General features: G+C 72.1%; 16 protein-coding genes and 1 tRNA gene. 8 read left to right on the top strand and 9 right to left on the bottom strand.

The window, feature by feature from the left end; all coding sequences use genetic code 11:
• From QM641_RS03815 to QM641_RS03790, 6 genes are all read left to right on the top strand, one after another.
• The coding region (locus tag QM641_RS03815; RefSeq protein ID WP_415113605.1) for a CHAT domain-containing protein at window positions 1-1,682 on the top strand (1,682 nt) is incomplete at its 5' end.
• Window positions 1,683-1,747: 65 nt separating this feature from the next.
• Window positions 1,748-2,080, top strand: a complete 333-nt coding sequence (locus QM641_RS03810; protein WP_415113603.1) for a hypothetical protein — start codon at window positions 1,748-1,750, stop codon at window positions 2,078-2,080.
• Window positions 2,081-2,091: 11 nt separating this feature from the next.
• Entirely contained in the window at window positions 2,092-4,020 is a 1,929-nt protein-coding gene (locus QM641_RS03805; RefSeq protein WP_415113601.1) for a hypothetical protein, read from the top strand.
• On the top strand, window positions 4,017-6,977 hold the full coding sequence (locus QM641_RS03800) for an ATP-binding protein (RefSeq protein ID WP_415113599.1): 2,961 nt from the start codon (window positions 4,017-4,019) through the stop codon (window positions 6,975-6,977). Before QM641_RS03805 ends, QM641_RS03800 begins: the two co-directional genes overlap by 4 nt.
• A 538-nt stretch (window positions 6,978-7,515) precedes the next feature.
• Window positions 7,516-9,258 carry a hypothetical protein gene (locus QM641_RS03795; protein ID WP_415113597.1) on the top strand — a complete coding sequence of 581 codons (1,743 nt, stop codon included), beginning with the start codon at window positions 7,516-7,518 and terminating at the stop codon, window positions 9,256-9,258.
• A 70-nt stretch (window positions 9,259-9,328) separates the two neighbouring features.
• Entirely contained in the window at window positions 9,329-10,582 is a 1,254-nt protein-coding gene (locus QM641_RS03790; protein WP_415113595.1) for an alpha-hydroxy-acid oxidizing protein, read from the top strand.
• Between the two features lie 58 nt (window positions 10,583-10,640).
• Here the strand turns inward: QM641_RS03790 and QM641_RS03785 are convergent, their stop codons facing one another.
• The 8 genes from QM641_RS03785 to QM641_RS03750 form a co-directional block, all read right to left on the bottom strand.
• Window positions 10,641-12,131: a sodium:solute symporter gene (locus tag QM641_RS03785; protein WP_415113609.1), complete on the bottom strand. Its 1,491-nt coding sequence runs from the start codon at window positions 12,129-12,131 to the stop codon at window positions 10,641-10,643.
• 65 nt (window positions 12,132-12,196) lie between these two features.
• Window positions 12,197-13,822: a thiamine pyrophosphate-binding protein gene (locus QM641_RS03780; protein WP_415113593.1), complete on the bottom strand. Its 1,626-nt coding sequence runs from the start codon at window positions 13,820-13,822 to the stop codon at window positions 12,197-12,199.
• 107 nt (window positions 13,823-13,929) lie between these two features.
• Window positions 13,930-14,886: an agmatinase gene (gene speB, locus QM641_RS03775; protein WP_415113591.1), complete on the bottom strand. Its 957-nt coding sequence runs from the start codon at window positions 14,884-14,886 to the stop codon at window positions 13,930-13,932.
• A gap of 134 nt (window positions 14,887-15,020) precedes the next feature.
• A complete protein-coding gene (locus QM641_RS03770; RefSeq protein WP_415113589.1) occupies window positions 15,021-15,599 on the bottom strand; it encodes a helix-turn-helix domain-containing protein in 579 nt (192 codons plus the stop codon).
• Window positions 15,600-15,628: 29 nt separating this feature from the next.
• Window positions 15,629-16,402: an HAD-IIB family hydrolase gene (locus tag QM641_RS03765; RefSeq protein WP_415113587.1), complete on the bottom strand. Its 774-nt coding sequence runs from the start codon at window positions 16,400-16,402 to the stop codon at window positions 15,629-15,631.
• A gap of 108 nt (window positions 16,403-16,510) precedes the next feature.
• A tRNA-Pro gene (locus QM641_RS03760) sits at window positions 16,511-16,584 on the bottom strand.
• A 16-nt stretch (window positions 16,585-16,600) separates the two neighbouring features.
• Window positions 16,601-17,584: a metallophosphoesterase gene (locus QM641_RS03755; protein ID WP_415113607.1), complete on the bottom strand. Its 984-nt coding sequence runs from the start codon at window positions 17,582-17,584 to the stop codon at window positions 16,601-16,603.
• Window positions 17,575-20,151, bottom strand: coding sequence for a transglycosylase domain-containing protein (locus QM641_RS03750; protein ID WP_415113585.1), 2,577 nt, complete (start codon window positions 20,149-20,151; stop codon window positions 17,575-17,577). The genes QM641_RS03755 and QM641_RS03750 overlap by 10 nt, the downstream gene beginning before the upstream one ends.
• Before the next feature lie 74 nt (window positions 20,152-20,225).
• On the opposite strand from QM641_RS03750, the gene QM641_RS03745 reads away from it, so the two are divergent.
• Window positions 20,226-20,441: a hypothetical protein gene (locus QM641_RS03745; RefSeq protein ID WP_415113583.1), complete on the top strand. Its 216-nt coding sequence runs from the start codon at window positions 20,226-20,228 to the stop codon at window positions 20,439-20,441.
• Between the two features lies 1 nt (window position 20,442).
• Window positions 20,443-20,910 (top strand): RidA family protein, encoded by a 468-nt coding sequence (locus QM641_RS03740; RefSeq protein ID WP_415113581.1) that lies wholly within the window; start codon window positions 20,443-20,445, stop codon window positions 20,908-20,910.
• Between the two features lie 15 nt (window positions 20,911-20,925).
• On the opposite strand, the gene acs is transcribed toward QM641_RS03740, so the two are convergent.
• Window positions 20,926-22,896 carry an acetate--CoA ligase gene (gene acs, locus QM641_RS03735; RefSeq protein ID WP_415113579.1) on the bottom strand — a complete coding sequence of 657 codons (1,971 nt, stop codon included), beginning with the start codon at window positions 22,894-22,896 and terminating at the stop codon, window positions 20,926-20,928.
• Window positions 22,897-22,941: the final 45 nt, after the last annotated feature.

Raw genomic sequence — 22,941 nt, 5'->3', positions numbered from 1 at the left:
CCGCGGCCGCCTTCGAGCGGCGCGGCAACCGGCGCTGGGCGGGCCGGGCGGCACTGCTGGAGGTGCAGGCGACCCACGCGCGCCGCCGCGCGAGCGCCGAGGCGACGGCCCGGCGCGCCGACGACGTGCACGCGACCCTGTGTGCCCACGGCCTGCCCGCCGACGTGCAGCTGGCCGCGCTCACCGCGGCGCGCGCCTGGCTGGCCGCGGGGGATCTCGACGCGTGCCGCGCACGGCTGGTCGCGGCGGGCCGGGTCGTCGGCGCCGAGGCACGCGTGCACGCGCGGCTGGTCCGGTCGGAGCTCGCCGACCGGGAGGGCCTGCGCGCACAGGCGCAGCGGCACCGTCGGGCCGCGCTCGCCGAGCTCGACGGGTTGCGGAGCGGGCTGGGCGCGCTCGAGCTGCGTGCGGGGACGGCGGTGCTCGGCATCCAGGTCGCGCAGGCGGGTCTGGCCAGCGCTCTGACGGCCGGCCGCGCCGCCGAGGTGTTCGCGTGGGCGGAGCTCACCCGAGCGCAGAGCCTGCTGCTGCCCCCGGTGCGGCCCGACGTCGCGGATGCCGACTGGTCGCGGCTGCGCGCGGTCGCCCTGGCCCAGCTGCGTGCCGAGTTCGACGGCGCCGACCGCGTCGACCTGCGCGCGCAGCGCGACGAGCTGCGCGCACGGCTGCGGCGGAAGACCTGGTCGGCGGCGGGAGGCGGCCCGGCCGCGCGTCCGGTCGACCTGAGCGTGCTGCGCGCACGACTGGGCGAGCGCGCGCTGGTCGCCTACCTGTGCGTGGGCGGGCACCTCCACGCCCTCGTCGTCACGCGCGAGCGCAGCCGGCGGGTGCGGCTCGCGCGGCTGGACGAGGTGCGCGAACAGCTCCTGCGCGTGCGCGGCGATCTCGACCTGCTCGCCGGGACGGGCGCGGGCGATCCGCTGCACGGCATCCTCACCACGGCTCTGGATGCCGACGCCGCTGAGCTCTCAGCGCGGCTGCTCCGGCCGCTCGCGCCGCTCCTGGGCGACCGCGAGCTGGTCGTCGTGCCCACCGCCGATCTGATCACGGTGCCGTGGGCGGTGCTCCCGGCGGCGCACGGCAGAGCCGTGACCGTCGCGCCCTCCGCGACCCTGTGGGTGCAGCGGTCCGAGCGGGCGACGGCGGACCTCGGCTCGCTGGTGCTCGCGGCCGGCCCGCGCCTTCCGCACGCGACGGAGGAGGTCGCGCACCTCGCCGCGCTCGCGCGGGCTGCGGGGGTCCCGGCGACGGTGCTCCCCACGGCCACCACCGGCGCGGTCCGCGCCGCGCTGTCGCGCCACGACGTGGTGCACGTCGCCTGTCACGGTCATCACGCGGCCGACAACCCGCTCTTCTCCGGCCTCGAGCTCGCCGACGGGCTGCTCATGGGCTACGACCTGCTCACCGTCGCTCGGCCGCCGCGCATCGTCGTGCTCTCGGCGTGCGATCTGGGGATCAGTGACGTGCGCCCCGGCGACGAGGCGCTCGGCATCGCGACCGCGGTACTGGCCGCCGGCGCCGGGTGCGTCGTCGCGAGCGTCGCGCGCACCGGCGACGCGGAGACGGCGGCCGTCATGGCCGACCTCTACGCAGGACTCCTGGCGGGACTTCCGCCGGCCCGAGCGCTGGCCGCCGCCGTCGCGGACCGCCCGAGCGGGTTCGTCTGCCTCGGCGCCGGCTGAGCGATGTATCCAGGGGCGCGCTCACGTCCCTCACGTAGCGACAGAACCGCTACGAGGAGGACACCATGTACCCCGACACCACCACCGCGCCCGCAGCCGAATGGCACGACTTCTTCAGCGTGATCGTCGGCGGCGGCCCCGAGTTGACCGGGACCGCGGTCGACGCCGCGCTCGCCCGGCTCGCCGAGGGTGCCGACACGTCCGACGCCGTCGTGGCCGGCATGCACGCCGCCCGCGCCGCGCTCGACGGGTCGGCCGCACCGCACACCGACCGGGTCGCCGTGGCGATCCCGGGGCTCCCCGGTCCGCCCGCGCTGCCGACCGGGTCGGTCCCGCCGCCCGCGCTCGCCCGGCCGCGCCGACTGCTCGCGCTCACGACCGGCCGCGCCGAGGGCTGAGGAGGAGAGCCGTGAGCATGCAGGCATACGATCGCCCCGAGATCGGTTCGTGGCCGCCGGCACGGATGCCGTCGGCCGAGCCCGACCGACTGGCCGCCGCCCTGTTCGCCCCGCCGGCCCGGTGGGGGTGGGCGGCGGCGCCCGAGCCCGAGCCCGTGCCCGACCCCGGGCTGCGGCCCGAGCCGCCGCAGCCGTGGACCGAGCCGCCCCGGCCGCACGACCCGGTGCTCCACCGGGAGCGCGCGAAGGCCGTGTCCCGGCTGCTGCGGCGCATCGTCTTCGCGGTCCTGGCGGTGGCGTGCTACCTCGCCTACGAGGTGGTGATCGTCGATCAGGTCCAGATCGCCGGCCCGCAGGCGATGGACGTCTTCCGCATCGTGGTGCTCCTGGTGGCCGGGATGCTGTCGATCGGCGTGATCCGCGCGATCTTCGGCGTGCGCCGGGCCTCGAAGGCGATCGAGGCGTTCGAGGAGCCCTCGCGGCGGGCCGCCGCCGACGCGCGTCGGCGCCACGAGCAGGCGGTGCAGCAGTGGCAGCAGGCGCAGTCCCGCTTCGAGGCGGCGCAGGCCGCCGCCCGCGAGGCCGCGCACCGGTTCGAGCACGGTCCACGGTGGCATCCGGTCGCCCCGCGCACTCCGCCCGCGCGCGTGGACGTGATCGGCGGCGATCGGGGCCGCCGCGGCTGGTCGAGCCTGTTGGCCACGATGGGCAGCACCGAGCTGGCCGCCGGGAACCGCATCACGCTCCTCGACTTCACCGGCGACGGCGTCGGGGACCGGCTCGTGGGGCTCGCGAGCTCCGCCGGGCTGACCACCCGGATCGCACCGCTGGGCGAGGGCGGTGCCGACCTCGACCTGCTGGGCGCGGTTGCGACGAACCAGCTGCCCGGATGCGTGGCCGACGCTCTGGCCGCTCGAGGGGAGTCCGCCGACCTGCGGCACGAGCGCGCGCTCATCAGGCACGTGCTCCAACTGGTGCTCGACGGTCTGGAGGGTCCGGTGACGCTCGGCCGGCTCGCCGCCGGCGTGCAGGTGCTGCGGCAGGGCATCGCGATCGCGTCGCTCACCCCGACGGAGGTCACCCGCATCGCCGCCCACGTCGGCGATCTGGATGCCAACGAGTGGACGGCACGGCAGCTGCGCTACGTCGCCGACCAGCTCGCGGCCCTCGCCGCCCTCACCGCGGCCGCGCCGCGCTCCTATCCGCTGTGGAGCCAGGAGGCGGTGTCGGTCGTGGCCACCATCGGAGCGCGCGACGACGTCAAGGACACCCTGGACCGCCTGCTGCTGCACCTGGCGCAGCACGCGCTCGGCACGCCCGCCGGACCGCAGGGGGTCGTGGTGCTCGCCGGAGCCGATCGCTTCGGCGCCGCGCCCCTGCAGGTCTTCGCCGAGCACGCCCGCCGGGCCGGTGTGCGGCTCGTCATCATGATCGAGCAGGCCGGCGGCGAGCTGGAGCGCTTCCTCGGCACCGGCGGCGCGGTGTGCATCCTTCGCCAGGACAACCACAAGGACGCCCAGCTGGCGGCGGAGTTCGTCGGGCGCGACCACAGGTTCGTGCTCAACCAGACCTCGACGCAGTCGGGGACGACCTGGAGCGAGTCCGGCGGCGACAGCTTCGGTGCGAGCACGAACGACGGCTTCAGCGCGCGGGTGCGACTCAGCGGCGTGCCGGGCCGGAACACGGGCAACTCGACCGGACGGGGACACAACTGGGGCACCAACCGCGGCTGGTCGGTGGCGGAGAACGCCGGCAGCTCGGAGAGCCGCGCGCGGGTCTACGAGTTCCTCGTCGAGCCGAACACCCTGATGGCGATGGCCGACACCGTCTTCCTGCTGGTGGACGGCTCCGGCGGGAGACGGCGGGTGAGCCTGGCCGACGCGGATCCGGAGATCGCCGTGCGCGACCGCGTCTCGACGGTCCCGTGGGAGGAGTCATGAACGCCCTCGCAGGCATCGAGCTGATGCAGCTCGTCCAGGTTCCCGCCCCGGCCGCGCGCCGGCATCCGGATCGGCAGAGCGGCGCGGAGGAGCCGGATCGGCTGCTGGCCGCGATCGCGGGGCTCCACGGTCAGCTGCGCACCGCCGGTGCGGACGAGCCTGTGCTGCTCTCGGCATGGGCGCGGCTGCCCGGCGACGCCGCCCTCACGCTGCTGGTCGGCGGTCGGCCCGCGCCGTCGGTGCTCGCCGCCGCGGCCGACGAGGAGGTGCCCGACCGGCCGGTGTCGATGCTGTTCCCGCCGGGCGCGCAGGGCGTCCACCGTGGCGCGGACGCGACCCGGGAGTTGGAGCGGTTCGCGCACTGGGTGCCCGTGGTCGTCCGTCACGACCAGCTGTGGGCGCCCGCCGCGGGGGAGCGCTCCGGTCCGTCCCGGCGGGGATGGTTCGACAAGTACGCCGCCGCCGGCGCCGACCCGTTCGCGTGGGTGGTCCTCGCCGAGCCGCTGGATCCGTCCGCGACGCAGACGGTGCTCGACGCGCTGACGACCGAGATCCTCCCGCTGACCCGGGCCGAGGTCGGCCAGGCGCGTCGGGTGGAGCTGGAGCGCGCCCAGGCCCGCCACCGCGAGCTGAGCCGGGCGCAGGCAGGCGGCACGTGGCGCGTGCGCGTGCTCGTGGGCGGCGACACGCCCGCGCAGGCGACCGCCGCCGCGGCCGTGCTGACCGCGGCCGCCGAGCTGGGCGGTCTGCCGTACGCGCTGGAGTCCGCTGGTCGGTCGCTCTCGCTGACGGATGCCGTCGCCGAGGCGGAGGGACTGGTCTGCGGACCGGAGCTCGTGGTCGCCCTCACCCGACCGCCCGAGCGCGAGCTCCCCGGGCTGCGCGTGGTGGCCCCGCACACCTTCGACGTGAACCAGGAGCCGCCCGATCCGCGGTCGTCGCGTTCCGACGAGAAGGTCGTGCGGCTCGGGTCGATCCTGGGCGATGCCGACGCGGAGGTCGGAGAGTTCCACCTGCGCGCCGGTGCGCTGAACCGGCACACGTTCGTGTGCGGCGCCACCGGCTCGGGCAAGTCCCAGACCATCAGGCACCTCCTCACCGAGGCCACGCAGGCGGGCCTTCCGTGGCTTGTGATCGAGCCGGCCAAGGCCGAGTACGCGCGCATGGCGCGTCGGCTCGCCCCGCTGTCGCACCTCGCGCCGCGCGACCGCGAGGTGGTCGTCATCCGTCCCGGCGACCTGGGCTCGCCGCCCGCGGGCCTCAACCCGCTGGAGCCCGCACTGATCTCCCGACCGGGCGAGCCGCCGGAGCGGTTCCCGCTGCAGACCCACGCCGATCGGCTGAAGGCCCTCTTCCTCGCCTCGTTCGAGTCCGCCGAGCCCTTCCCTCAGGTGGTCTCGGCCGCGATCGTCCGCTGCTACGAGAAGGCGGGGTGGGATCTCGTGCTCGGCGAGCCCGTGCGCCCCGGCGAGGACCCCGCCTATCCGACCCTGGCAGATCTGCAGCGGGCGGCGGAGGAGGTCGTCGCCGGCATCGAGTACGGGCCGGAGGTCAGCGCCAACGTCCGCGGGTTCATCAAGGTTCGCCTGAGCAGCCTGCGGCTCGGGACCACCGGGCGGTTCTTCGAGGGCGGGCATCCGCTCGACTTCCAGGAGCTGCTCAGACGCAACGTGGTGTTCGAGATCGAGGGCGTCGGCGACGACACCGACAAGGCGTTCCTGATGGGGGCGGTGCTGATCCGGCTCGCCGAGCAGCTGCAGCTGAGCGCGGCGGGACGGACGAACGTGCCGCTGAGCCACCTGACGGTCGTCGAGGAGGCGCATCGGCTGCTGCGCCGTGCCGAGCCGGGGGAGTCGGGTGCGCAGGCGAAGGCGGTCGAGCTGTTCGCGTCGCTGCTGGCCGAGATCCGCGCGTACGGCGAGGGTCTGGTGATCGCCGAGCAGATCCCCGGCAAGCTCATCCCCGACGTGATCAAGAACACGGCCGTGAAGATCGTCCACCGCCTTCCGGCGCTCGACGATCGCGAGGCGGTCGGTGCGACGATGAACCTCGACGAGGAGCAGTCCCGTTACGCGGTGTCGCTCGCTCCCGGCGCCGGCGTCGTCTTCGCCGACGGCATGGACAGGCCCGTGCTCCTGCGCATGCCCGACGGCAGCGGGTTGGAGAAGGGTGACCCCCTCGCCGTGCCGCCGGACGGGATGATCGGCCGGCGGAGTCCGACCTGCGGGCCGGAGTGCCGGACGAAGGCCTGCGCGCTTCGCGACATGCGTCTGGCGCAGCAGGTGCTGGATCGCCAGCCGTGGCTGACCGTGTGGGCCGAGCTGGCGGTGCTGGCGCACCTCGTCGGCGAGGAGGTGCCGAACCTCGACCTCGCCGCACTGCCCCGCTCGCGCGACGAGTCGCCCGGGGGCCGGGTGCGCGACTGCGCGGTGTCGCACGCGGTCGACGCCGCGGTCGCGGCGCGTGCCGACGCGCTGCCGGCGGGAGTCTCGGCCGCGCAGCTGGCGGAGCACTGCATCGCCGCCCTCGACCTCCGACTGTCCGGCGGAGACCCGGTCGCCGGATGCCGGCACGACGGCGACGCGTTCCTCTCGGCGTCCTACGCGCTCAGGCTCGCCCGGGACGGGCTTCGTGCGTGCGGCGCGGCGGAGCCACGGCATCCCGACTCCGATCACTGGGAACGTCTGATCGGGCGCCGGATCCCCGGCGCCACGGCAGGTGCGCAGCTCGAGGTGGCGGAGCGGTGGTGGGCGGCGTTCCGCGCCGACGAGCGGGCCCGCGGGCTCCTCGTGCACGGTGGCACCCGACCCTCGCGGTTGGAGGCGGCGGTCGGCGCCGTCGCCGGCGATGCGGCATGGGCGACCTCGGTGGACGACGCGCTCCGGCCCTTCGCGACGAGCTGGCCGGCGGGCCTTCTCACCGGCGCCACGACGGACGGAGCGGACGATGGGCGTTGACACGGTCACCGGGGCGCCCAAGAAGTCCCCGGTCGCCGAGGCTGCCAAGGCCGCGGGCGAGCACGCGACCGACACCGCGCAGAAGGGCGCCTCCGGTGCCGGCGCCGGTGCCGGTGCTATCGACGCGGCGAAGGCGGTGCGGCCGGCCAAAGCCGGCGACGCCGCGTCGGGTGCGGCCCCGGCGGACCGGAGCGGCGGATCCAAGAGCGGAGCTTCGGCCGGCGCCGACACGGCCAAAGGGACTCCCGGCGCCGGGGCCGACAGCGGCACGCAAGGGAAGCCGGACGGCGCGCCCAAGGAGGCGAAGGACGCCGGTGGCGGGCGTGCCGAGGGCTCGGGCCAGCCGCGCGACCAGAACGGGCCTGGTGCGCCCGCGATGCCGCGCGAGCAGCGCGACCTCACCGGCATCCCGTTGCAGGATCGAACGCCCGGAGACGGCGCGAACGGGCGTCGCGGGAGCGACGCCGAGACCTCGATCCAGGCTGCGCTCGGGACGACCCCGCGCACCGAGTTCGAGGCGCGGGCGCGGAAGCAGGGCATGGAACAGCTCGTCGACGGCGGGCGCACCATCGGCTACCAGCGGAAGGAGCGTGGCGGCGGCTACGCCGTGTTCGACCTGGAGGGGAAGCGCAAGGACCTGATCGCCTCCGACGCGCGGGCGTCGCACGACGTGGTCCCGGTGACCGGGTTCGAGGGCCGCGACGGCGGACCCGTGCTGACGCGCGCGGCGCTGGCCGAGATGCGGGCGACGGCCACCGCGCTCGACGCCAAGGCGTCGCGCGGGCTGTCCACCGAGCCCTCCGACGCCACCTCGATCCGGGCCACACAGGCGGGCTCGAGCGCGTCGGAGCACAAGCGCAGCGCGGCGGCCGTCGAAGCAGTCACGGACAACGACCGGACGCGCGCCGACGGGGCGAAGAACGCCGTCGCCTCCGACTCGGCGACGGAGACCGGAAAGTCCGTGACGGCGACGCAGCTCGGGAAGCAGCAGCCGGTCTCGCCCACCGGCATCGCGACCTTGACCCCACGGGAACTCGCCGAGCGTCTGCTCGCCGGGCGTCTGCTCGGGGGGAGGACGCCGGCTCAGGAACTCGCCGCAACGTCCGACGGTGCGCCGGCGGTGAAGGAGCGCACGCGTGCTCCCTCTCTTCTGGACCCCGCGATCAAGAACTTCAAGACCCTGTTCGACGAGACGGCCACTCCTGAGGAACGCGTCGCCGCTCAGCTGGCCCTGTCGAAGAGTCCGGACCCGCTTACGCTTGCCGTCTACGAGTTCATCGTCAAACCTGTCCTTGACGTGCCGGCCAATGCCGCGGAGGCTTTCGAACTCGGGATGCGCGTCTTCGAACACCTCGACAAGGGTCAGTATCGGCTCGCCTTTCTCGATCTGCAGGCCGCGGATGCGCGGACCAAAGAGGTCGTGCTCGGCCTTCTGTCAGTCATCCCCGAGGGAGCGCTCGAGAAGCTCGGAGCGGGTGTCGCCACGCGCGTCGTGGCCAGGGCGAAGCCTGCGTCGATCGCGAAGACGCTGACCAAGGCTGCCGTCGTCGAACGTGTGGGAGGTAAGGCCGGCACTGTCGTGAAGGGTGTCGAGGTGGCGGCTTCCGAGACGAAGAACGTGGCCAACCGTGCCGCAGGCGTCGCCGACCGTCTGACCGAGACGTCCGCCACGCACACTCTGACCGGTGTCGAGGAGGGGGGTCGGACTCGGATTCCGCGAGGCATGAGCCTGCACGAGATGTACGAGCCGAAGTCACGTGCGATGCACTTCCCGGCGGCGAGGGACACGATCCCGAAGCAGCCTGGTGTGGACTGGGTCATGGGCGGTGAGCGTTCGGCTCGCACCGCGCACGCCTCGAAGGAGGGCACGACCTATGCGCAGACCTGGACCGGTGGTAGTTGGATCCAGAACAAGCGACTGTGGGAGCAGGCCCCTTCGACGATGACCGCAGCGGAGGCGAAACTGCAGGGTCTCGCTACGCGACCGGTTGAGCAACGTGCGGCAGCCGCCGTGAAGGAGGCTTTGGCCAAGTTTGGGCGGCCCCTCGAAAGCGGTGCGTCGCGGCGAACCGGAAAGATGGTCGACGGCGTGGCCGAGTCTCTGACCCTGCGTCAACCCGATGAGCTCATCATCAACATCGAGATACCCGAGTTCGCATCCATGAAGCCGGAAGCGCGAGCTCACCTTCAAAGCCATGTTGAGAAAGCACTCGCGAACGGTGCGCCGGGTCAGATGTTCATGGGTGTTCCGATTCGCGTGCAGGTCGTCGGAACGCCGTGATCCGGCAAGGGTCGATCTCACCGTCCGGTAGCCGCCTGAACTGAACCTCCTGCCTCGATAGGGTGAGAGCATGGTCACCCGACAGCTGCCGAAGGTCCCCGAGCTGCTGGAGCTCATGCAGTTCAAGAAGCCGGAGTGGGACGGCAGGAAACGCCGCCTCGACGCCGCGCTCACCATCGCCGACCTGCGCGCGATCGCCCAGCGTCGCACGCCGAAGGCCGCCTTCGACTACACCGACGGCGCCGCAGAGGGGGAGCTGTCGCTCGCCCGTGCCCGGCAGGCGTTCGAGGACATCGAGTTCCTCCCCGACGTGCTCCGACCTGCCGAGCACGTGGACACCTCGACCGAGATCCTCGGCGGGCGCTCTGCGCTGCCGTTCGGCATCGCACCCACCGGCTTCACGCGGCTCATGCAGACCGAGGGCGAGACGGCGGGGGCGGGCGCGGCGGGGGCTGCCGGCATCCCGTTCACCCTCTCCACCCTCGGCACGACCTCGATCGAGGACGTCAAGGCAGCCAACCCGCACGGGCGCAACTGGTTCCAGCTCTACATCATGCGCGAGCGCGAGATCTCCTACGGCCTCGTCAAGCGGGCGGCGGATGCCGGATTCGACACCCTCATGTTCACCGTCGACGCCCCGGTGGCAGGGGCCCGGCTGCGCGACAAGCGCAACGGCTTCTCGATCCCGCCGCAGCTGACCCTCGGCACGATCGTGAACGCGATCCCGCGGCCGTGGTGGTGGTACGACTTCCTCACGACCCCGAAGCTGGAGTTCGCCTCGCTCTCCTCCACGGGCGGCACCGTGGGGGAGCTGCTGAACTCCGCCATGGATCCGACGATCTCGTACGAGGATCTCGCCGTCATCCGCGACCTGTGGCCGGGCCGGCTCGTCGTCAAGGGTGTGCAGAACGTCCCCGACGCGGTGCGGCTCATCGACGCGGGGGTCGACGGCATCGTGCTGTCCAACCACGGCGGGCGCCAGCTCGACCGCGCCCCGGTACCGTTCCACCTGCTGCCTCAGGTGGTGCGCGAGGTCGGGAAGGATGCCACGGTCATGATCGACACCGGCATCATGAACGGCGCCGACATCGTGGCATCCGTCGCCCTCGGTGCGAAGTTCACGCTCATCGGCCGTGCCTACCTGTACGGGCTGATGGCCGGGGGGCGGCAGGGGGTCGACCGCACGATCGCGATCCTGCGCGACGAGATCGAGCGGACGATGAAGCTCCTCGGGGTCTCGAGCCTCGCCGAGCTGGAGCCGCGGCACGTGACGCAGCTGCAGCGCCTGGTGCCTGTCATGGCGCCCGAGGTCACGACCCGCTGAGACGGGTGTCGCCGGCTGCTCCGGAGAGCAACCGGCGACGGCCCCGCGTACGAGGGGGTCAGTGCCCGCTGGGGGCGACCTCCTCGACCTCGGACTCGTCGAAGTTGCCGGCCTTGCGGTCCTCCCACTTCTGCAGCACCTCGGGCGGAGTCGGCTTGGTGGCAAGGCTCACCCCGACGTAGACGATGGCGCTGGTGAGCAGGCCCCAGTAGATCGGCTCGTTGGCGTAGATCCCCGCGAGCAGGTCGCCGTTGATCGCGGCGTAGACGCCCATGCTGGCGAGCGTGACGATGGTGCCGACGATCATGGATGCCACCGCTCCCGCCCCGTTGGCGCGCTTCCAGACCAGGCCGCCGAGGATCGCGACCAGGAGCCCGCCGACGAGCACGTCGTAGGCGACGGTGAGGGCTGCGACCACGTCGCTGAGGACCATCGCGATGAGGGTGGCCACGATGCCGAGGACCAGGACGAAGCGCCGGTTCTCCTTCACGTCGTGCTCGGGGTTGCCCTCGCCGATCGCGGCTTCCTTCTTGCCGACCATGCGCAGCACGAGCGGGGTCACGTCGGCGCGGGCGACGGTGGCGCACGCGATGAGCGCGCCGGATGCCGTGGACATCATCGCGGCCACGGCGGCGGCCAGCACGACGCCCGACAGCCCGGTCGGCAGCACCTCTTCGGCGACCGCCGCGTACACATCGTCGCTGGAGCCGCTGGTCTCCAGCAGGTTCGGCAGCAGCGCCGCCGCCGCGGTGCCGATCAGGGCGCCGGCGACCCCGTAGAGCACGCAGTACAGCCCCGCGGCCGTGCCGCCCCATCGGGCGACCTGCGGGGAGCGGGCGGTGAAGACGCGCTGCCAGATGTCCTGGCCGATCAGCATGCCGAACGTGAAGATCACGAAGTAGGTGATGATCGTGTCCACGCCGATGGCCATGGGGTCGAAGTGGGAGGTGCCGGCGGCCTCGCCGAGGCGCTCCACGATGCCGTCGTACCCGCCGGCCTGGAACCAGGTGAACGGCAGCAGCAGGAAGAACACGCCGATCGTCTTGATGATGAACTGCACCATGTCGGTCAGGGTGATCGACCACATGCCGCCGATCGAGGAGTACACGATCACGATCGCCGCGCCGATCGCGATAGACAGCCACCGGGGCGTTCCGAAGAGCACCTGGAAGATCGTCGCGTACGCGGTCGTGGAGACCACGACGAGCATGAGCGTGTAGAGGGCCATCACGATGCCGGACGCCTGCGTGCCGTTGATCCCGTACCGCAGTTGCAGCATCTGCGCGACCGTGAACACCTTGAGCCGCTGGATCGCCGGGGCGAACAGCAGGCTCAGCAGCAGCAGGCCCACCGCGATCGCGATGACCAGCCACATCCCGGAGATGCCGTAGGTGTATCCGAGGCCGACGCCGCCGACCGTGGAGGCGCCGCCGAGGACGACGGCGGCCATGGTGCCGGTGTAGAACCCCGGGCCCAGGCGCCGGCCGGCGACCAGGAAGTCGCTCGAGTTCTTCGTTCTGGTCTTGCCCCAGAAGCCGAAGGCGATCATGGCGACCAGGTATATGACGACGATTGCGATGTCCACGAGGTGACTCCTTGCTGTCGGGTAGGGGTTCAGGTCGGCTCGAACATGCGCAGGACCGCCGGCAGCACCACGACGGCCGGTCCTCGCTGCTCGAAGGTGCGGGCGAGGCTGTCGCCGAGCGTCTCGACGGTGGCGCGGACGGCGGGGATGCCGAACGCCTCTGCCAGCGCGACGAAATCGGGACGCGCCAGCTCGGTCGCGGTGGCCTGGCCGAATGCGTCGGTCATGTACTCGCGGAGGATGCCGTAGCCGCCGTCGTCGACGATGAGCCAGGTGACGTCGGCGTCGTGCTGCCGCGCGGTGGCGAGCTCGGCGATCGAGTACATGCCGCCGCCGTCTCCGGAGACGGCCAGAGTGCGCGATCCGGTGCCGATCGCGGCCGCCAGGGCGGCGGGGAAGGCGAAGCCGAGACCGCCCGCGCCCTGCGCGGAGTGGAACTGCCCGTCCTGCGGGTCCCAGACCGACCACGCCCAGTAGGCGGCGATCGTCATGTCCCAGAACGTCTGCGCCGCGGCGGGCACGCCGGTGCGGATCTGCCGCAGCACCTCCTGCTCGGTGGCCAGGTCCTGCCCGTCGATCCGTGCCTGCACCCGCGCGCGCAGGTCGGCGGCGATCGCGGCGCCGTGCGCCGCGGCGCCTGCGGCAGGATCCGGCAGGGCGTCGGCGATCGCGCCGAGGGCGAGACCGGCGTCGGCGTGGATACCGAGGACGGCATAGTTGGATCCGAGGGCGCGCGGCTCGGCGTCGATCTGGACGAGGGTTCCCCGCGGCGCGAAGGTGAAGTAGTTGCTGGTGACCTCGCCGATCGTCGTTCCGACGACCAGCAGCACGTCGGCGTCTTCGAGGAGCTCCGTCGTGTACCGGTCTTCGATCCAGCTCGCGGCCGAGAGCGGATGGTCGAAGCCGATCGCACCCTTCCCGCCCACGGTCGATACCACCGGTGCCCCCAGCGACTCGGCCACGCGGACCAGCTGCGCGGGTCCGGTCGCCGAGCGCCGGACGCCGCCGCCGGCGAGGACGACCGGACGCTCGGCCCCGGCCAGGAGCCGGGCCGCCTCCGCCACGAGCTCCGCGCGCGGGGCGCGGTCGAGGACGGTCACGCGGATGTCGCGGACGGGCGGCACGCGTACCGGCTCCAGGATCACGTCCTGCGGGATCTCCACCCAGACCGGGCCGGCCGGAACGGTCTGGGCCAGCGCCCACGCGTCGGCGATCGCGCTGGGCAGGTGCGCGGCATCCCGCACGACGACCGTGCTCTTGGTGACGTTCTGGGCGCTGCGCTGCTGGTCGTCGAGCTGATGCAGCAGGCCGTTCTTCTGGCCGCCGAGCCCGCGCCGCGGAATCTGCGCGCTCAGCACGAGCAGCGGGACGCCGGTCGTGTACGGCTCCTGCAGCGCGCCGAGGGCGGTGAGGGCCCCGGGGCCGGTGGAGACGAACATGACGGCCGGCTTGCCGGTCGCCCGCGCGTAGCCGTCGGCGCCGAACGCGGAGTTGTTCTCCACGCGCGAGCTCACGAACTCCAGCTCGCTGCGGCGGATCGCGTCGAACAGGCCCAGGGCGTGCTGACCGGGGATGCCGAAGACGTGGGTCACGCCGAGCGCGGTGAGCGTCTCGACGACGACGTCGCCGCCGTTGCGGACGGGGGAGTCAGACATGGGGGAGGCCCTTCTCGGAACGGCAGCCGTTCCAGCCCTGCAGTGTCATGATGCGATACCCATGTTTCCTAGACGTAAACGTCCCAGCGCGGCCGTCGACGGGCGGCTCAGGCGATCCCCTCGTCGTGGCGCAGCGCCAGGAGCGAGACGAGGTCGTAGGCGACGTGCGAGGCGGCGACGCCGGTCAGCTCCGCATGGTCGTAGGGGGGCGAGACCTCCACCACGTCGGCGCCGATGAGGTTGAGCCCGCGGAAGCCGCGCAGGATCTCCAGCAGCTCGCGGCTGGTCATGCCGCCGGCCTCGGGCGTGCCGGTGCCCGGGGCGTGGGCCGGATCGAGCACGTCGATGTCGATCGAGATGTACAGGGGGCGGTCGCCGATGCGGTCGCGGAGCTTGGCGATCACCTCGTTCACACCCTGGTGGTAGACGTCCGAGCTGGTGACGATGCCGAAGCCGAAGCGCCGGTCGTCCTCCAGGTCCCTCTTGCCGTACAGGGGTCCGCGCGTTCCGACATGGCTGAGCGCCTCGGTGTCGATGATCCCCTCCTCGAACGCCCGGCGGAACGGGGTGCCGTGCGTGTACTCGGCGCCGAAGTAGGTGTCCCACGTGTCCAGGTGCGCGTCGAAGTGGAGGAGCGCGACCGGCCCGTGGCGTTTCGCGGCGGCACGCAGGAGCGGCAGGGCGATCGTGTGGTCGCCGCCGAAGGTCACCAGGCGCGTGCCGCCCTCGGTGAGGGAGATCGCGGCATCCTCGATCGTCTCGATGGCCTCGCCGATGTTGAACGGGTTGACGGCGATGTCGCCGGCGTCGGCGACCTGCGCGATGGCGAACGGCGAGACATCGAGGGCGGGGTGGTACGGGCGCAGCAGCCGGGAGGCCTCGCGGATGTGGGTGGGGCCGAACCGGGCGCCGGGACGATACGAGACGCCGCTGTCGAAGGGGACGCCGGCCACGACGACGTCGGCGCGGCCGACCTGGTCGAGGCGGGGGAGGCGGGCGAACCCGTCCCTGCCCGCGTAGCGCGGGACCTTCGAGGAGTCGACGGGGCCGATCGGGTCTGCCATCACAATCTCCGAGGTTGCTTGAAAGACAACTCTGGATGCCTGCTGGGCATCCTGGTGCGTGCGACATTAGCCGTGGCGTCCGCACCGCGTCAAGCGCTCGCACAGGTTCGGCGCGACGGTCTACGGGGTCGGGGTCACAGGCTCCAGAGGGCCGGGACGAGCACCCAGATCACGTCGGCGCCCTCCTCGCTGACCACCGTCCAGCTGTGCGGCTCGCGCCCGTTGAACGTCGCGGTGTCGCCGGGGCCCAGTCGCCACTCCCGCTCCGGCAGGCGCAGGAGCACGTCGCCGGAGATGACGTGCAGCACGTCGACCTCCGCGGCGAGGGAGTAGAGCTCCTCGCCGCCGTGCCCGCCGCTGTCGATGTGCGAGCGCAGCACCTGCAGGCGCGAGTCGTGCCGCGGCGAGAGCAGACGGTCTTCCGTGCCCACTCCGCCGAGGTTCAGCCGCGGCCCGGCCCCGGCGCGCACGACCGCGACCTCGGGCGCCTCGAACAGGGACCCGAGCGGCACCGACAGCACCTCGCACAGAGCGACGAGGGTGGCGACGCTGGGCGAGGTCCGGTCGCGCTCCACGCGGGACAGGAAGCCCTTCGTCAGCCCCGTGATGCGGGCGACCTCCCCGATCGTGAGGTGCTGGGCCTGGCGTGCGGCGCGCAGCCGCGGGCCGATGGAGGCCCGGTGGCCCTCCGGCTCGATCGGCAGCGAACGCATCCTCACACCGTAGCGCGAAGCGGGTGCGGTCAGTCGCGCTCGGGCAGGGTGGGGATCAGCCGGGTGAGGAAGCCGGCGGTGTCCTCCCAGCCCGTCACGGCCTGGCAGGCCACCCCCATCGCCAGCACGGGGTAGTCGTTGCCGTGCTCATCGAGCCGGTCGCCGACGAAGAGCATGTCCGACAGCGGGATGCCGGTGACCTCGACGAGCTGGTGCATGCCGTACGCCTTGTCGATGCCACGGTGGGTGATGTCCACCGACGTCGATCCGCCCGAGCGGACCTCCAGGTCGGGGAGGAGGGCGGCGACCGCGTCGCGCAGCCGGTTCTTCTTCTCGCCGGTCGGATCCCACACCGTCTTGGCCTCCAGCGGGGCGGACTGGCCGAGCGCCGAGAACGTGATCTGCGATCCGCGGTCCTCCAGCGCGTCGCCCCAGGTCCGCTCCTCCCACAGGCCCAGTCGGCGCGCCTCGGCCTCGACGGCCGCCATCGCGCGGGACTTCTCGTCGGCGCTGAGTGGGTGCGCGTAGACCTCGGTGAGGCCGTCCGCGCCGATCCGGTAGTACTGCGTGCCGCAGGTGGGCATGATGTGAATGTGCGCGAGGGTCTCCGCCGCGGCATCCGGGAGCCTGCGGACCACCTGGGTGCGGAACTGCTCCAGCTGCGCGCCGGAGATGATCGCGACGTCCACGCGCTCGGCGAGCCGGATGAGCAGCTCGCCGATGGTGTCGGAGATCGGCGCCTTGGAGGGGGCGAGCGTGTCGTCGAGGTCGAACGCCACCAGGCGCGGGGCGGGGGAGGACATGGCGGCTCCGTGCGATCGAGAGGGACAGGCGCCGCGGCGCTCAGGCGGACGGCGACTCAATCTTCGCATCCGCCAGCGGGCCGGCGCGCATGCGCACGGCCCACGCGGTCGGGGTGACAGGATTTGAACCTGCGGCCTCTTCGTCCCGAACGAAGCGCGCTACCAAGCTGCGCCACACCCCGTGGCAACCCTCCGAGTCTACCCTGCGGTGACCGATGCTCCGGACCGCGGCGGCCCCTGCATCGCACGTGGGCGCAGCACGAGGACCGACGCCTCCGGGCGGCATCCGAAGCGCACCGGCGCGTAGATCGACTGACCGAGCCCGGCACTGACGTTCAGCGGGACCGTGCGCCCGGCGTGCGACCACGTGCTCAGGCCCCGGGCCTGGTCGAGCGGAATGTCGCAGTTGGCCACGAGAGCCCGCGAGGAGAAGGGCATGCGCACCTGGCCGCCGTGGGTGTGGCCGGCGAAGACCATCTCGGCGCCGAGCTCCAGGAACCGGTCGAGCACACGGCGGTAGGGCGCGTGAGTGACCCCGATGGTGAGCGCGGCCCCGCCCGCAGGGTGCAGCCGCTCGATCGCCTCGGGGAGGGCCTCGAGGTCGTCCCATTCGCGGTGGGCGTCGCTGACCCCGAAGGCGTCGATGCGCAGGCCGCGCAGCTCCAGCGTGCCGGCACGGTTGTTCAGGTCGGTCCAGCCGAGCTCGTCGGTGAAGAACGAGTCCATCGCGGCTGTGTCCAGCGACCCGCCGCGGTGCGAGCGCTGCGACGGACCGCGGAAGTACAGCAGCGGATTGCGCGCCGACGGCCCCACGACGTCGTTGGAGCCGTGCACGAAGAACCCCGGCACGCCGCGCAGCGGCGCGAACGCGGTGCGGATGCCGTCCAGACCCTCGGCGTGACCGAGGTTGTCTCCGGTGTTTACCACCAGGTCGGGCTGGATCAGGTCGGCCACGCGCGCGATCCACTCCTGCTTGCGGCGCTGCCACGGCGCCATATGCGCATCGGACAGGTGCAGCACGGTCACCGGTGCCGAGCGCGGCGGCAGGACGGCCGTCTCGTGCCGACGCAGCGTGAACAGGAAGCGTTCGATCCCGACGCCCCAGACCGCCGCGCCCACGCCGATCGTCCCGGCCGCCGTCACCGCGGCGAGGGCGGCCCGATGCACCCCGGTCACGGGCAGTTCGCGCGCTTGTACTGGACGGTGATCATCGCATTGCGATTGGCCACGGTGCCTGCCGCCGGATCGGTCCCGGTCACCGTGCCCGGTCCGCCGGCGCCGGCGTCCTCGGTGCACTGGCTCTCCACGCGCCCGAAGCCCGCGGCCCGCAGCTGCGCCTCGGCGGCACTGGGCGTGCCGCTGACGCTGGGCACCGCGATGCCGACGCCGTTGCTCGGCTGGATCACGACGGTCGTGCCGGGCACGACCCGCCCGGCACCGGGCTCCTGCGCGATGACCGTGCCGGCATCCTCCACGCCGTCGACCGCGCCGCCCACGCTGACCTCGAAGCCGGCGTCGGTGAGGGTCTGCGTCGCCTGGTCCACGCTCATGCCGATCACGTTCGGCAGGTCGACGTACACCTGCTTCGTCAGCTCGCTGTCGGGCGAGGGGAACTCGTCTCCGCCGTACTTCGCGTTGGCGGCGCGCTGCATGTCGGGCCAGATCGTCGTTCGCACGCGGGAGAGCTGATAGCCGTTGACCCAGTTCTGATTGAGCAACGCGTACCCGGTGACGTTCCCCACCCAGACCACGGTGGCCACCTTCGTGCTCGCCCCGTCCATCCAGGTGTGCTCGTACTCGTGGATGCCGGTCTTGCCGAAGATGGGGATGCCGTCGTAGGTGCGCGCGTCGATGCCGGTGCCGTTCATCACACCCTGAAGCGTGTAGGCGGCCGTCGCCGCCACCGCCTCGCTCATCACGCGCGTGCACGTCGTCTGGGGGATCGCGAGGTCCACCCCGTCGGCATCCGTCACGCGGTCGATCGCCTTCGGCTCGCACAGCACCCCGCCGGCGGCGATCGCGGCGTACGCCTCGGCCATGTCGATCGGGGCGACGTTGGCGGAGCCGAGCACGTCGTACGGCGCGTTGAGGTTGTCCAGCGGCTCGCCGTCTCCGCGCATCACACCCAGCTTCATCGCGACCTGGTTGGTGCTGCACACCGAGATCTCCTCGGCCATCGCGAGGAAGCCGGAGTTGAGCGAGTCGACGGTGAACTGGTACACCGAGCCGGTGTAACCGGGGTTGTTGTCGAAGTTGCCGATCGCGCCCGAGGTGTTGGCGGAGCGGACGGTCTGGATGTTGCCGTCGCACGTATCGACGCGTTTCGTGCCGATGCGGCCGTTGAGCCGCTCGTTGACCGAGTGGCCCTGCTCGAGCCAGTTGACGAGGCTGAAGACCTTGTACGTCGATCCGGCCGGGTGGCCGATGCCACCGCCGTTGGCCTCGCGCACGTTGTAGTTGACCGCCGTATAGTTGCCGTCGGTCGCCAGCACGTCGGAGTCCTGGCTGTAGAGGCGGTTCTGCACCATGGACAGCACGCGCCCCGTGCCCACCTCGACCTGGGTGCCGGAGGTCCCGAGATCGAGGTCCGGATCGGTCGGCGGGATGATCGACATCGCCGCCGTGGCCGCCTGCTGCAGGTCGACGTCGAGCGTGGTGTAGACCTTCAGCCCGCCGCGCCGCAATGCCGCAGCGCGGTCGTCCGCGGTCTGCCCGAACGCGGGGTCGTCGGTGATGATCGTACGGACGTAGTCGCAGAAGAACTCGGCGCCGGTGGCCTGCTGGCATCCGGAGACGCGGGGGGTGATGTGCGGCTCGATCGGTGCGGCGGCGGCTTCGTCGTACTCCGCCTTGGTGATCTTTCCATCCGCGTACATGCGCGCGAGCACGTACAGCTGGCGGTCTTTGGTCTCGGCGTAGCCGTCGGCCGCGCTGTTGTGGGCCACGCCGTCGCCGTCGACATACGTGCCCTCGGGACGGTCGATCCGGTAGGTGTTCGGCTCCTGGACCATGCCGGCGATCGCGGCGGCCTGGCCGATCGTCAGGTCGGATGCGTTGACGCCGAAGTAATACTGCGCCGCGGCGCCGATGCCGTACACCGTGCCGCCGAAGTGCGCGATGTTGAGGTAGCCGATCAGGATGTCGTTCTTGGAGTACTGCTTCTCCAGCTGGATCGCATAGCGCATCTCCTGGAGCTTGCGCTCGATGCCCTCTGCGCCGGTGGCGACCGTGGTCCGCTCGAAGCAGTCGTCGACCTCCTCCTGGGTCTTCGCCTGCATCTCGCAGCTCTGCTGCAGCACGTTCTTGACGTACTGCTGGGTGATCGACGACCCGCCGCGCGTGTTGTTGCCGCGCAGGTTGCTCGCGATCGCGCCGATCGTGCCGACGAGGTCTATGCCGCCGTGGGAATAGAAGTTCTTGTCCTCGCTGGACAGCAGGGCGTCGTACACGACCGGGGCGACCTGGTCGGAGGTCACCGGAATGCGGTTCTGGTCGTAGAACTGCGCGAGGGTGTAGTACTCGCCGGCGCTGTTCTTGGCGAGCAGCTCGGTCGGCAGCATGAGCTTGTCGATCTCGAGGTAGCTCGGCATGTTGTCGAAGACGGAGATGGCGCTGGAGGCCGCATAGCCGGACACGGCGATGGCCGGCGTCACGGCCGCGGTGACGAGGATCCCCGCGACGGCGCTCAGACCCACCAGGCCCGCGAGTCCGCCGGCGACGCCGCGCGCCGTCCGTTTCGTTTCAGGCATAGGGTTGATCGTAAGGGAGATACCTGAGCGGACGCTCGGCGGCTCCCCGTGCTGCGACGATCCGGGAGCCGACGATGACGACGTGGGAGTACCTCACGACCCCTCTGCTGATCCACAACACCGCCGCCATCCTCAACAACTGGGGACGGAAGGGATGGGAGCTCGTGCAGGTCGTTCCCGGGCCCGAGGGGGGCCTGGTCGCCTACTTCAAACGCCCCTCCGGCGGCGGCGACGCCAACGCGGGGCTTCACGCCGCGGCCCAGGCCGCGCAGCAGTTCGAGGAGCGATGACATGACTGTCTCCCAGCGCCTGGCCGAGCTCGGCATCGAGCTTCCGCAGGTCGTGCCCCCGGTGGCGGACTACGTGCCCGCGAAGGTGCACGGCGGTCTCGTCTACACGGCCGGCCAGCTGCCGATGGTCGACGGCGCCCTGCCGGCGACCGGAACGGTCGGCGACGGAGACGGGCTCGTCCCGCCGGCCGATGCGAAGTCCTATGCGCGGCAGAGCGCGCTGAACGCGATCGCCGCCGCCGCGGCCGCCGCGGGGGGCGTCGACCGGCTCGGCAGCGTCGTGAAGGTGACCGGGTTCGTGGCATCCGCCCCCGGCTTCACCGGCCAGCCCGGGGTGATCAACGGCGCGAGCGAGGTGCTCGGCGAGATCTTCGGAGACGCCGGGCGGCACGCCCGGTCGGCCGTAGGGGTCAGCGTGCTGCCGCTGGACGCCCCGGTCGAGGTCGAGGTCGTCTTCAGCCTCGTGTGAGGTCGGATGCCGCGATCAGTGCACCTGGGCGCTGATGACGTTCATCACCGCGGCATCGGCGAGCGTCGTCGTGTCGCCGACGTCACGGCCCTCGGCGACGTCGCGCAGCAGGCGCCGCATGATCTTGCCCGAGCGGGTCTTGGGCAGCTCGCCGACGATGTACACGTCGCGCGGGCGCGCGATCGGACCGATCTGCTCGCCGACCCACAGTCGCAGCGCGCCGGCCAGGCCCTCGGGGGAGTGCTCGGCCAGGTAGGACTCCTTGACGATGACGAACGCGACCACCGCCTGGCCGGTCGTCTCGTCCGAGGCGCCCACCACGGCCGCCTCGGCGACGGCCTCGTGGGCCACGAGCGCCGACTCGATCTCGGTGGTCGAGAGCCGATGCCCGGACACGTTCATGACATCGTCCACGCGGCCGAGGAACCACACGTCGCCGTCCTGATCGAGGCGTGCGCCGTCGCCGGCGAAGTAGTAGCCGAGCCTCTGGAACTTCTCCCAGTACGTCGCGACGAACCGCTCCGGGTCGCCCCAGATGCCCCGCAGCATGCTCGGCCACGGCTCGGTGATCACGAGCAGGCCACCGTTGCCGTTGCCCACGTGCGCACCGTCCTCGTCCACGACGTCGATGGAGATGCCCGGGAGGGGCACCTGGGCGCTGCCGGGCTTGGTCTCGGTGATCCCGGGGAGGGCGGAGACCATGATCGCGCCGGTCTCGGTCTGCCACCACGTATCGACGATCGGCGCGGTCTTCCCGCCGATGATCCGCCGGTACCACATCCACGCCTCGGGGTTGATGGGCTCGCCCACCGAGCCCAGCACCCGCAGCGACGTCAGGTCGAAGCGCCGCGGCACCTTGCGGCCGATCTTCATGAACGAGCGGATGGCGGTGGGAGCGGTGTAGAGGATGGTGACGCCGTACTTCTGCACGATCTCCCACCAGCGGCCCGGATGCGGCGTGTCGGGCGTGCCCTCGTAGAGCACCTGGGTGGCGCCGTTGGCCAGTGGCCCGTACACGACGTAGGAGTGCCCGGTGATCCAGCCGATGTCGGCGGTGCACCAGTACACGTCGGTCTCGGGATGCAGGTCGTGCACGATGCGGTTCGTGAACGCGGCCTGGGTGAGGTAGCCGCCCGAGGTGTGCAGGATGCCCTTGGGGGTGCCGGTGGTGCCGGAGGTGTAGAGGATGAAGAGCGGATGCTCGGCGGGGAAGGCCGCCGCCTCGTGCTCGGCGGAGGCCTGCGGCACCACGTCGTGCCACCACAGGTCGCGGCCGTCGTTCCACTCGACGTCGTTGCCGCCTCGGCGCACGACCAGCACGTGCTCGACCGTCTGCTGCGCACCCAGACCAGGGCGCTCGCCGAGCGCGAGGTCGACGGCGGGCTTGAGGGGCGATACCTTTCCCTTGCGATAGCCCCCGTCGGCGGTGATCACGACCTTCGCGCCGGCGTCGTCGATGCGGGCGCGCAGGCTGTCGGCCGAGAAGCCGCCGAAGACGACCGAGTGGATCGCGCCGATGCGCGCGCACGCGAGCATCGCGGCGACCGCCTCGGGGATCATCGGCAGGTAGATCGCGACCCGGTCGCCGGCGGCGACGCCCAGGCCCGTCAGCACGTTGGCGACGCGTTTGACCTCGTCGGCGAGCTCGGCGTAGGTGACCGCGCGTTCGTCGCCCGGCTCGCCCTCCCACAGCAGCGCCACGCGGCCGCCGCGGCCTGCCTCGACGTGGCGGTCGAGGCAGTTGTAGGCGACGTTGAGCTCGCCGTCGCCGAACCAGCGCGCGAACGGGGGGTTCGACCAGTCCAGGACCTCGGTGAACGGAGTGTGCCAGTGCAGGGCGCGGGCCTGCTCGGCCCAGAACCCCTCCCGGTCCGCGGCGGCCTGCTCGTAGAGCGCGGCGGTGGCGACGGCGCCGGCGGCGAACTCCGCGGACGGGGCGAACCGCCGCGTCTCCTCCAGCAGATGGTCGATCTGGCTGCTGCTCATGCGGCGCGCTCCTTTGCGACGTTTCGGTGCGGAGCGCGCGCCGAC

This window comes from Microbacterium sp., assembly GCF_047605725.1.
Classification (GTDB): Bacteria; Actinomycetota; Actinomycetes; order Actinomycetales; family Microbacteriaceae; genus Microbacterium.
Note: the sequence above shows the minus strand (reverse complement) of the source record. Positions and strands in the feature narration are given on the sequence as shown.

Bases quoted from the DNA above. Each gene is read 5' to 3' on its own strand.
- QM641_RS03810 (WP_415113603.1), top strand. From the start codon at position 1,748: ATGTACCCCGACACCACCACCGCGCCCGCAGCCGAATGGCACGACTTC.
- QM641_RS03800 (WP_415113599.1), top strand. From the start codon at position 4,017: ATGAACGCCCTCGCAGGCATCGAGCTGATGCAGCTCGTCCAGGTTCCC.
- QM641_RS03795 (WP_415113597.1), top strand. From the start codon at position 7,516: ATGGAACAGCTCGTCGACGGCGGGCGCACCATCGGCTACCAGCGGAAG.
- QM641_RS03790 (WP_415113595.1), top strand. From the start codon at position 9,329: ATGGTCACCCGACAGCTGCCGAAGGTCCCCGAGCTGCTGGAGCTCATG.
- QM641_RS03785 (WP_415113609.1), bottom strand. From the start codon at position 12,131: ATGATCGCCTTCGGCTTCTGGGGCAAGACCAGAACGAAGAACTCGAGC.
- QM641_RS03780 (WP_415113593.1), bottom strand. From the start codon at position 13,822: ATGTCTGACTCCCCCGTCCGCAACGGCGGCGACGTCGTCGTCGAGACG.
- speB (WP_415113591.1), bottom strand. From the start codon at position 14,886: ATGGCAGACCCGATCGGCCCCGTCGACTCCTCGAAGGTCCCGCGCTAC.
- QM641_RS03770 (WP_415113589.1), bottom strand. From the start codon at position 15,599: ATGCGTTCGCTGCCGATCGAGCCGGAGGGCCACCGGGCCTCCATCGGC.
- QM641_RS03765 (WP_415113587.1), bottom strand. From the start codon at position 16,402: ATGTCCTCCCCCGCCCCGCGCCTGGTGGCGTTCGACCTCGACGACACG.
- QM641_RS03750 (WP_415113585.1), bottom strand. From the start codon at position 20,151: ATGCCTGAAACGAAACGGACGGCGCGCGGCGTCGCCGGCGGACTCGCG.
- QM641_RS03745 (WP_415113583.1), top strand. From the start codon at position 20,226: ATGACGACGTGGGAGTACCTCACGACCCCTCTGCTGATCCACAACACC.
- QM641_RS03740 (WP_415113581.1), top strand. From the start codon at position 20,443: ATGACTGTCTCCCAGCGCCTGGCCGAGCTCGGCATCGAGCTTCCGCAG.
- acs (WP_415113579.1), bottom strand. From the start codon at position 22,896: ATGAGCAGCAGCCAGATCGACCATCTGCTGGAGGAGACGCGGCGGTTC.